The organism is Bradyrhizobium sp. (assembly GCF_019242285.1).
Taxonomy (GTDB): domain Bacteria; phylum Pseudomonadota; class Alphaproteobacteria; order Rhizobiales; family Xanthobacteraceae; genus Bradyrhizobium.
In genome coordinates, this window is the sequence record NZ_JAFAVV010000423.1 from 1 (window position 1) to 9,396 (window position 9,396).

At 62.9% G+C, this 9,396-nt stretch carries 11 protein-coding genes and 1 pseudogene; all 12 read right to left on the reverse strand.

Annotated features, from left to right (window positions below):
* Window positions 1–76 precede the first annotated feature (76 nt).
* A complete protein-coding gene (locus JOY90_RS16375; protein ID WP_291692162.1) occupies window positions 77–562 on the reverse strand; it encodes a hypothetical protein in 486 nt (161 codons plus the stop codon).
* A gap of 185 nt (window positions 563–747) precedes the next feature.
* Window positions 748–1,215, reverse strand: a complete 468-nt coding sequence (locus JOY90_RS16380; protein WP_367276947.1) for a phage holin family protein — start codon at window positions 1,213–1,215, stop codon at window positions 748–750.
* Window positions 1,212–1,775 carry a hypothetical protein gene (locus JOY90_RS16385; RefSeq protein ID WP_367276948.1) on the reverse strand — a complete coding sequence of 188 codons (564 nt, stop codon included), beginning with the start codon at window positions 1,773–1,775 and terminating at the stop codon, window positions 1,212–1,214. Before JOY90_RS16385 ends, JOY90_RS16380 begins: the two co-directional genes overlap by 4 nt.
* A gap of 1,368 nt (window positions 1,776–3,143) precedes the next feature.
* Complete coding sequence (locus tag JOY90_RS16390; RefSeq protein ID WP_291692163.1) at window positions 3,144–4,823, reverse strand: DNA polymerase/3'-5' exonuclease PolX; 1,680 nt, start codon at window positions 4,821–4,823, stop codon at window positions 3,144–3,146.
* 395 nt (window positions 4,824–5,218) lie between these two features.
* Window positions 5,219–6,409, reverse strand: a complete 1,191-nt coding sequence (locus tag JOY90_RS16395; protein WP_291692164.1) for a YihY/virulence factor BrkB family protein — start codon at window positions 6,407–6,409, stop codon at window positions 5,219–5,221.
* Window positions 6,410–6,428: 19 nt separating this feature from the next.
* Entirely contained in the window at window positions 6,429–6,932 is a 504-nt protein-coding gene (locus tag JOY90_RS16400) for a ferritin-like domain-containing protein (protein ID WP_291692165.1), read from the reverse strand.
* Window positions 6,933–6,993: 61 nt separating this feature from the next.
* Window positions 6,994–7,308 (reverse strand): hypothetical protein, encoded by a 315-nt coding sequence (locus JOY90_RS16405; protein WP_291692166.1) that lies wholly within the window; start codon window positions 7,306–7,308, stop codon window positions 6,994–6,996.
* Window positions 7,305–7,936: pseudogene (locus tag JOY90_RS16410) on the reverse strand (cysteine hydrolase family protein). The gene JOY90_RS16405 and the pseudogene JOY90_RS16410 overlap by 4 nt, the downstream one beginning before the upstream one ends.
* A 49-nt stretch (window positions 7,937–7,985) precedes the next feature.
* Window positions 7,986–8,261, reverse strand: a complete 276-nt coding sequence (locus JOY90_RS16415) for a SemiSWEET family transporter (RefSeq protein WP_291692167.1) — start codon at window positions 8,259–8,261, stop codon at window positions 7,986–7,988.
* Window positions 8,262–8,657, reverse strand: a complete 396-nt coding sequence (locus JOY90_RS16420) for a low affinity iron permease family protein (RefSeq protein ID WP_291692168.1) — start codon at window positions 8,655–8,657, stop codon at window positions 8,262–8,264.
* A gap of 21 nt (window positions 8,658–8,678) precedes the next feature.
* Window positions 8,679–8,828 (reverse strand): hypothetical protein, encoded by a 150-nt coding sequence (locus tag JOY90_RS16425; RefSeq protein WP_291692169.1) that lies wholly within the window; start codon window positions 8,826–8,828, stop codon window positions 8,679–8,681.
* A gap of 340 nt (window positions 8,829–9,168) precedes the next feature.
* Window positions 9,169–9,396 (reverse strand): hypothetical protein (locus tag JOY90_RS16430; RefSeq protein ID WP_291692170.1); only part of this gene is annotated, 228 nt, incomplete at its 5' end.

A 9,396-nucleotide genomic window follows, 5' to 3' on the forward strand; every position in this document is an offset into this window, starting at 1 on the left:
GCTTCTGAAACGAGACGGTTTTTGCGAATAAACGCGTCGAGCCCGGGAGCCAAGGATAGGTTTGCCTCCTACGAAATCAAGCGGGTTTCACCTTCTCCTTGAACGCTCCGCCCGCGTCCGCCGCCGCTCGCTTCACCCGATCCGCCGCCTCGGCTCCAGCGTCGCCAGCCTCGGCCATGACCGTGTCGGACGCTTCGCGCAACGCCTGGGACACCGCTGTTCCCCGCTTGCCGAGATCGTCTTTCAGACCGTCGCTGAGCTTCCCGACGTATTCGTTCTCCAGGTCGGAGACGCGAAATGCTCCGGCGATAGCGGCACCTATCACCAGGCTGATCGCGCCAACCAGCAGCGGCTCTCTCTCCAGCAGATTGGCCAGTGACCATTGAGCCTTGAAAAGCCCGTCTTTCGGAAGCGGATTGCCCAGCTTGCCGAGCTGCTCGCGGGCGAATGCGACACCTTCGTCGAAGCGGTCCTGAACCTGATCCGCTACTTTGACATGGAAGCGGTCGGAGCGCCGGCAGCGCGCGGAGCGTATCACCAGTTGCTTCGGATTGTGATCCATCTCAGGCGCCGTCAGAGGCGCCGCAGTCCGCTGAACTTCCGACGCGCCCGCACGCAGACTGTAGATACCGCTGTCTACGACATCGGATGCCGTCGTAGCCGCCGAACGCGCGGCCCCCTCTCATCTTCTCGTCGCCGACGAGCAACCAAAGGGCCCCGCCCCCGATCAGGGCGGCGGAAAGCGGATTATCCCGGGCAGCCGAGATTAGACTGTCGAAGAAGCCGGTGCAGGTGCCGCTCATTGGGCCATTCCTTTCGCGGTTTCTTGTCCTTTTCGAGCTGGCGGATCGTTTCCCGCGGCACCAGGTTTCCCGCCTTGAGCCGGCCTACGCCGACGGCGAATAGAGCGCCCGATACGGCACCGGCGATGACTGCGGAAGTCAGATATGCCAGCGGCTGAGACCATCCCGCACCGATCAGGGCCGACGACAACGCGAACAGCGCCATGACGAGAGCCGGAATGACGAGAACAGCACCCGCGCCGATAAGAGCTAGCCCGCCGCCGAGCTTCTGAAGTTTCTCCCCGACTTTCTGCCTTCGCCAGATCGAGCTGGTTCTGGAGAAGCTTGGCGAACTGAGACATGGCGTCGCCGACCAGTCCGTAAATGTTCCCAAGATCGTTCTGCCCGTCTTGACGTCCCGCTCGATGCTCATGACGCGCCACCTTGCAGCGATGGCCGCGCGGCTGACGCCCGTCCGCCCGAAGCGTCCGTCCGCGATGAGGAGGTGCTTGCTCCTGAAACCTTCAGGAACCGCACGGCTGCGAAGCCTGCCAGCACCGAAATCCCGAGAAAGGCCGCCGGTTGCCGCTTCGCGAAGTCCGTCGCTCCGTCGAGAAGATCGCGCAAGCTGCCGTCCCGGATCTTCTCGGCCGCCTCCTCGACGTAAGCCGCCGCGGAGGTGATGCCGCGGGCGGCGAAAGGTACGTCCTTCTCGAAGGCGCTAGCAGCCTGCCGGAAGTTGCCGGCGAGACGATCTACGTGGTGCGCGCCGCTCTGCTGCTGCTCGTGCGTCCGGTCTTCGAGTTGTTCGACAGCTCCTTTAGCGACATCCTGGGCGGCATCGGTCGCTTCGGCGAGCTTGTCGCGTGCCATGTCCTTGGATGCCTGGAAAGCTTCGCCGGCCCGCTGCTTCAGTTCGGACCCCGCATCTCCGATCTGCTGCTTCAGATCGCCGGGGTTCTTGTTCTTGCCGAAGTTGGCGGGTTTGATCACATCTGAATCGCTCATTTCCTCTCCTCTCGAATGTTGGAACTTCCGGAAGAAGCGAGCGCGGCGTCCACCACTTCGCCGCCGCCTCCTTGAGGGTGCCGGCCAGGTTTTGCGTGATGCGGCTGGCGTGCGCGCCGAGATCGGCTTCGCCGATGCTGTTCGCGGCTGCATCCGCTGCCGACAACGTCGCGTCTTTGGCTGCCTCGAGTCCAGATTGAACCGCCTCGCCTGCCGCGCGTTTCATGCTGTCGCTGGCTCGGCCGACGGTCCGGGATTCGATATTGGTCTCTTGGAGGGCCGCCGCGATGATCGCGCTGATCGCGATACCGAGGCCGCCGATCAACGCGGCGTTGTCTGCGATGGTCTGGCGCGCCTGTTCCGGCGCGGCGGCAACCGCGTCCTGGACGGCCCCCACTCCGCCGGCAATACGGTCTCCGATCTTGCCCGCGGCATCGCCCACCTGCGCGGTGGCTCCGCTGGCCACGTCCATGAACGCGTCCTTGGCGTCGCCCGCCGTCTTGACGGTCCTCGCTTGGTCTCGGAGATCTGTTGCTGCGCTCCGCTGCTTACCGCGTGGACTGTGCCGGCAGCCTGGTCGAACAGGTGCCCTGCCTTGTCAGCTATCGGCGCAGCCGCATCGACGGCCCGATCTCGTACTGTTTGGAGGTCAGGACAAGACCCGCGGCGACCATTCAGAAGCGGCAGAGGAACTCCGCGCGCCAACTTGAGCAAGCGGCACGGCCAGTGCGGTACCTGCCGCGACCGTACCCATCGGATTGTCGATCGCTTTCTGCTTGAGATATTCGATCCAGCCCCGAGCCTTGTCGCTGACGTAGCCCGTGACCTCGGACTTGATGTGTCGAGGGAGATGATTTCGCGAAGATCCTGCGTCGTGTCGGAGATCCCCTGCTTCAATAGGCCGACGGTGGCGGCAACTCGGCACGATTTCGCTCGGATTCCCGCCTCAGCTCCTCCACGGATCGCGTCATGTTCGACCTCAAGCTTATATTGTTGAATTGTGCTTCAGACGAACTCACCCTTGCTAATTCGTTCCTTCGAGTCCTTGAAACACTGGATAACAGCCTCAGCTTGGGAGCTGGCGGCTTAAACCAGTCACCGCGCCCGTTCGGGACGACTGGGGGTCAGAGTTGTAGGCCGGAATGAAAGCGTCATTTTCCTCTCCGACCGAGATGGGCCCGGGGTAATCCCACGGGCGGTAATGTTCCTGCTCGGCACCTAAAATGCGCAACGACGGCACGGCTCAATATTCCGCAAGGTGGCTTTGCGTTAGGCGTCCTACTCGATGCCCTCGTTGCCAAGCAGAGCAAAATCATTAAAGGCAGATATGACGTTAAAGATTGAGCGGGTGGGTCAGGCAGCCCCGCCGAACGAGCGCCGTTTCTGGCAAAGATATCGTTCGATGTCGTTCAGCGACATGGCGTTCAGGACTCGATCCGCTGGGACGCCGCCCTTGCGTGCCATCTCGACGCCCCAATGCATATGATCGAGCTCGGGAATCGAGTGCGCATCGGGATTGATGCTCATCATGCAGCCGAAGTCGAGTGCGGCCTGATGCCAGCGCCAGTCCAGATCGAGGCGCCATGGGTGCGCGTTGATCTCGACGGCGACATCATTCTTCGCGCAGGCCCGCAGCACCCTCTCGACATCGATTTCGTAGCCGGGGCGCCGCTGGAGCTGGCGTCCGGTCATGTGGCCGATGATGGTCGTGTGGGGATCGGAGATCGCCCGCAGCAGGCGCTGCGTCTGCGCCTTGCGGTCCAGCTTGAAGCGACCGTGGATGCTCGCGACCACGAAGTCGAACCGTCCCAGCACCTCATCCGGATAGTCGAGCGAGCCATCGGCCAGGATGTCCGACTCGATGCCCTTGAATATCCCGAAATCCTTGCCGAAACGCTTGTTCAGTCGATCCGCTTCCCTGTGCTGCTGCGCGATCTCCTCCACTGAAAGACCACCCGCATAGTGCGCGGACTTGGAGTGATCGGCGACGCCGAAATATTCGAACCCACGCTGGCGCGTGGCCTTGGCCATGGTCTCCAGGGTCTCGGTGCCGTCGGATGCATCCGTGTGGCAGTGCAGGATTCCACGAAGGTCCTGGTCCGTGACCAGCTTCGGCAATTTGCCCTTCAAAGCCAGTTCGATCTCGGCACGACCCTCTCGGAGTTCGGGATCGATGAAGGGCAAGCCGAGAGCGCGGTAGATGTCGACCTCGTCGCCGGCGATCAGCGTGCGGCCCTTGTGCAAGCCGTCGGCTTCGAGTCGCATTCCTTTATTCGCGGCCAGCGCCTGAAGCTGTTCGACATGAGCGACAGAGCCAGTCGCAAAGAGGAGAGTGGCGCCGAAGTGCTTTCGGTCGGACAGGCGTATCTGTAAGCCGTCCGCCAACGCGGCCGGCCGCTTGGCGGCCTTGGGAGTCTCGGCGACGATCGCGAGGTCGCCGACGAGTTCGCAGCCGCGCCGGAAGTCGCCTGCAATCGTGACGCGCTTGAGCTCGGGGTTGAACTTCCGGATCGAATCCTTGGCGTGCCCGAACAATGCGGCAGCCCGGTGCAGATGGAGCCGGCCCTCTCCGCTTCTCGCGATGGCCAGGTTCTGCAGTATCTTGGTCTGCAGCGCACTGCCTAGCCCCTTGGCCTTCTTGATGCGGTCGTCCTTGGCGGCGGCTTCCAATTCCGCGAGCGAAGCGATGCCGAGGTCCTTGTGGAGACGGAGCACTTTCTCCGGGCGGAGACCGGGGACGGCGAGCATCTCGAGGACCCCCCCTGGAATCTCCTTCCGCAGCTTCTCGAGGCTCGGGTGCGTGCCGGTCTTATGCAGCTTGGTGATGATGTCGGCGATCGCGTCGCCGACGCCGGGGATCTCCCTAAGCCGCCCTTCGGCGACTAGCGAATGAAGAGGGACAGCAAGGGCACCCAAGCTGTCAGCGGCCCGCGAGTAGGCTTTAGCCCGGTAGGGATTGCCGCCGCGCAGGGCGGTTCGCTGTGCGTATTCTCGCAGAAGGCTTGCTACGGCGCGACCGTCGACGAGAGCCACTTAACGAGCCTTCCTTCCCGCAACCTGCTGTCTCGGCGCAGTCAAGGGACTTTCAAGGGGCGGAACGCCGTCGGGCCGACTATCCAGAGAAGCCTCTAGTTTCCGCGCTGCCCGAAAATCTTCCAGGTGCTCCGTGTTCGGGCCGTAAGCGGCCTCTTTCTTCAGGAGATTGTAGATTCGACCGGCCACACGTCGCAGATGCTTCATCCTGCCCTGCGGCATCGAACGAGCCTTGCAGAGGGCTCGGACGGCGTAGGCCCGGAAATAGTGGAAAGCGTCTGACATATCTGTAAAACGCCGTCCGCCGCCTTTGGTTCTTTCGATCCGGCCAGCGACCGGGATGCAAAGCGTCGAACGTTGCTGCAAATGTTGCTGATGTCGCCGGGGTACCGCCTCTAGGCCGCCTTCTCGGCACCGACGGTGTCAGCCATCCGGGCTCCTCGCGTTCCGAGTGGCTTGGGAGCGCCCGTGGTCGTGTCCCGGATCGTCTGGTGCTCCATTTCGGCGTTGAGCTCGGCGCCGAGAAGAATGACGATCGCAGAGATCCACAGCCAGGTCATGAAGCCGATCACCGCCCCAAGCGAGCCGTAGGTCGCGTTGAATGTGCCGAAGTGAGACGCGTAGAACGAGAACAGGCCGGTGGCTGCGAGCCAAAAAAGCGTCGCCGCGCAACTGCCCCAAGTGATCCAGCGCCATCGTGGCGCGGCGCGGCTGGGCCCGAAGCGGTAGATGCAGGCGATGGCGATGGCCAACGCGAGGAACATGGCCGGCCATCGGACGACCCGAATCAAAAGATCGGAGAAGGCGGAAAGGTACAGGAAGTCGAGCACGACCGGCAGCGCGAGGACAGCGGCGAGCGCCGAGATCATGAAGGCAATGCCGGCGATGGTAAAGGCGAGCGACAGGGCGTTCAGTAAAACGAAGCCACGTTTCTCGGTTTCGCCGTAGACGATGTTGAGCGTGTCGAACAGGGCCTTCATCGCTGCGTTCGCGCTCCAGAGCGATATGGCCAGGCCGATGGCGAAGGTCAGCCCGAGCGTCTGGTTTCCTTTCGATGTTACGCGCGTCAATTGCTCGCGCGCGACGTCGATGGCGCCCCCGGGCACGAAACCTGAGATGTCGTCGAGATGCTTTGCGATGCTGCCCGGATCGGTGAAGATCCCATAGATGGCGACCAGCGCGGCCAAGGCGGGAAAGATCGCAAGGATGCTGTAGTACGTCATGCCGGCGGCGAGGGCCAAGATGCGGTGATCGCCGATGTTCGCGTACACCCTCAGCAGGATGTCCTTCCAGCCTCGCGTTGGAATTTCCGAAGGAGAACTCGCCTGGCGACCGCGGTTTGCCGCTTCGAAGGCGAGCCCGGCCACGGAGGCGTCGCGCTTCGAATTCGGCGCGGGCAGCAAGTGTTTGGACGGCGGAGGACCGTCTTCCGAACCGGGACCCGCATCCGGCTTGGACCGATCGTCGGCTGACGGCGGCACAAGCCGGTCGACCAGGAAGGCTGCCGCCATCAATCCGAGCGCAGCCGCGAGGCTCCAGCCGTCCAGTGCTTTTCGCCGACGTCGCTCAGGATTGCCGTCGTCCATATCTTCCACCCACGCGATCTTAAGCGGCCTTCTGATTTACGCTGCGCAGCGCCATCGTGTTCAGTTTCTCGTCCGTCGCCTTTTCCTCGTCGAGGTTCTGCTGCAGCACGGAAGCGCAGTCGTCGCGGCCCAGCATCTTCGCCCAGGCGATCAGGGTACCGTAGCGGGTGATCTCATAGTGTTCGACGGCCTGCGCCGCCGCGATGAGTGCGGCATCAAGGACCTGTTTGTCGTCGACGTCGCCCGCGACGTCGCTTGCTTCCTTCAAGATGCCGTCGATGGCGGGACAGTCGACACCCTGCACCTCCGCGCCGTGCATCTGAAAGACCTTCTCGAGCCGCGTGATCTGCCCCTTAGTCTCGGAAAGATGGGTCTGGAATCCATTCTTGAGGCCGGGGTCGGCCGCCTTTTCGATCATGTCCGGAAGGTTCTTGGCGATCTGCTGCTCCGCGTAATAGATGTCCTTGAGGGTGTGCACGAACAGGTCATTCAGCGTCTTGATGTCCTTGGTGAAAAAGCCCATGGCGTCCTCCTGCTTCAGGTTCGCACGTCAAACGGCCCGCGGGGGAGTCGGTTCCATCCTGTCAAAGCTGGATGATCTCCTGGGCGCGGATGACGATCTCGTCCTGAACGAGCTCCGCCTCCAGGCGTTTGCGTAGTGCGCGCCAATAATCGGGAAGAAGCTGATCCGTCATGACCTCGACGACGGCGACGGCGTCACGCTCGGTGCCGCCGCCGCTGTCCCATAAGCCTTCGCCGGGCGCCCGCAAGAAGCTAGTGGCTCCGCCAAACTTGTCGGTCAGGTCCTTCAGAAGGTGGTCGAACCAAGCCTTCGATACCTTCTCGCCATGGCCAGTCTCTTTCGGAAGCAGCATCTGGACGAGATAAGGTCCGCTCATGAGTACGGCCTCGCCGTGCCCGGCCAGCTAGCGAGAAGCCTCTCCGTGCTGATGCATTCCACCTGCTGCCCGAACCGGTTTGCGTAGATATTCATCATGGAGTCGTGGGTCTCGTCGGCAGAGCCGCAGACCGCATCGGTGGCGAGAATCACGCGAAAACCCCAGTCGACCGCGCCAAGCACGGTCGCCAACACGCAGACGTCTGTCTCCCCGCCCGTGATAATCACGGTGTCGACCCCGGCACCGCGCAGTTGCGCGTGCAGATCGCTGCCCCTGCGGGGGGAGTAGACGTGCTTGTCGAAGGTGCCGGCTGGCGGAAGGAAGCGGGCGAGATCCGGTAAAGATGGATCATGTCGGAACCGAGCTCGTCGATGGTCATCGAGCTCCGGCGCTCATAGTAACGGCGCCACATGCCGACGCCTTGGCCGGGAGCTCTCGCCGGAATGAAGCGGGTAAAGAGCGTGCGCTCCGGATGCGCGGCCGTTATCGCCACGACGTTCGGCAGGACGCGGGGCAGCCACGGCATCTTCCATTCCGTGTCTTCCGCGAACATGCGTTGCATGTCGACGCAGAGGTGGACCGCGTGGACACCGGGTGGGCCGTATCTGAGCTCATCCTCTTTTGGCATCGCTCATCCCCGAAAACCAGCCCCAACGGAGCGCAGAGGGATTCGTTCCTCAGCTGCTGCCGGTCGACTTGAGGTCGCGGAGCTTGCAGGCCAGGACGACGCCGGCGAGCGTGGCACCGACCGCATTGGAGCAGACGATGACCCAATCCCCCTGGATGGCGCCGTAGACGATCCAGAGCGAGAGACCGAGCGTGAGCGCCGCGAGCATACCGAGGGAAAGATCGTCAGTGGACCCGCGAGGCCAAGCCTTCCGCACTTGGGGGATGTAGGACAGCGAGGCGAGAAACGCGGCGAGCGCGCCGACGTAGGGGGCGAATGACGACAACTACCCTGTCCGCTTCAGCAACTCCGCCTTGGCCTTCTCAATCTCTTCGTCCGGTGCCTCCTCGATGCCGGCGATTTGGTTTCTCGCATTCTTGGTCGCGAGAATGAGCTCGTCGAGCTTCAACTGTAGCGCCAGCGTGTCGCGGTTCTGCGTCGCCTGGATCAGGAAGACCATCAGGAAGGTGACGATGGTCGTCCCCGTGTTGATTACGAGCTGCCCGGTATCGCTGAAACCGAACACGGGTCCGGTGACCGCCCAGATCACCACGACGGCGACGGCAAGGAGAAAGGTCGCCGGCCGCCCGGACACGCGCGAGGTGGCCACGGCTAAGCGAGCGAACCAGCCTCCCTTTGCCGGCGGAGACGATGTGCTGCCGACTGGAAGGCTCGCTCGCATCTGAAGTCGTCTTCCCTGTACTTACTTCGGTTCGATCTTGAGCTTGGGATCGGTGGGCAGGACCGTCGCTCCCGCCGCCTCCGCGGTCCTTTTGGTCGTGACGCCCGCATCGGCGCGTACGCTCGAGTCCTTGGCGATCGGCAGCAAATACAGCGCGGCCGCAGCGATCAAGGCGACTGCAGCGGCTGCGATGCAGGACCGGATTATCGGATTAATTATCATGGACGCTCAATCGCCGCGGCGGGTCTTTGGTTCCATGCGCCGGATCCGAACTCGAAACCAGGGCGGGCGTTATAAATCTGTCATAATCGACGGAGTCATAATCGACGGAAGAGTGATGGCAGTAAAAACGATAAGGCCGACGAAGGCGGACGTGAACATCGCGCACGCCGTGGCGCGGCATACCAACGGGCGTACGGAAGCCGTCGCCCGCGGCCTCACCTGGGGCCATCGCCGCCGTCGGATGGCTCGCCAGCCTGAGGGACGACGAAGCAACCCGCATGGCCGGTAATCATGCGCTGCTGGTGACCGTAGCGGTGTCCCTGCTTCCCCACGGTTCAAGGCCGTCTTCGATCAGACCCGTCCCGAACGAAGGACGGTCGTCGGTCATCTGCACGGGATATCGTTCTCGGGCAAGCGCGAGGTTGCTTTCCCGTCCGGACACGCCCTCCACATGGGTGCGCTGGCGTCCGCCGCTGGAACGCTGCCTCCCTGGCCGCGTCGTCTTGTCCGATCCTTC

What these genes read in the sequence shown, in the direction of transcription:
- JOY90_RS16375 (WP_291692162.1), bottom strand. Translation starts at nt 562, where the DNA reads ATGGATCACAATCCGAAGCAACTGGTGATACGCTCCGCGCGCTGCCGG.
- JOY90_RS16380 (WP_367276947.1), bottom strand. Translation starts at nt 1,215, where the DNA reads ATGAGCATCGAGCGGGACGTCAAGACGGGCAGAACGATCTTGGGAACA.
- JOY90_RS16395 (WP_291692164.1), bottom strand. Translation starts at nt 6,409, where the DNA reads ATGGACGACGGCAATCCTGAGCGACGTCGGCGAAAAGCACTGGACGGC.
- JOY90_RS16400 (WP_291692165.1), bottom strand. Translation starts at nt 6,932, where the DNA reads ATGGGCTTTTTCACCAAGGACATCAAGACGCTGAATGACCTGTTCGTG.
- JOY90_RS16405 (WP_291692166.1), bottom strand. Translation starts at nt 7,308, where the DNA reads ATGAGCGGACCTTATCTCGTCCAGATGCTGCTTCCGAAAGAGACTGGC.
- JOY90_RS16420 (WP_291692168.1), bottom strand. Translation starts at nt 8,657, where the DNA reads ATGCGAGCGAGCCTTCCAGTCGGCAGCACATCGTCTCCGCCGGCAAAG.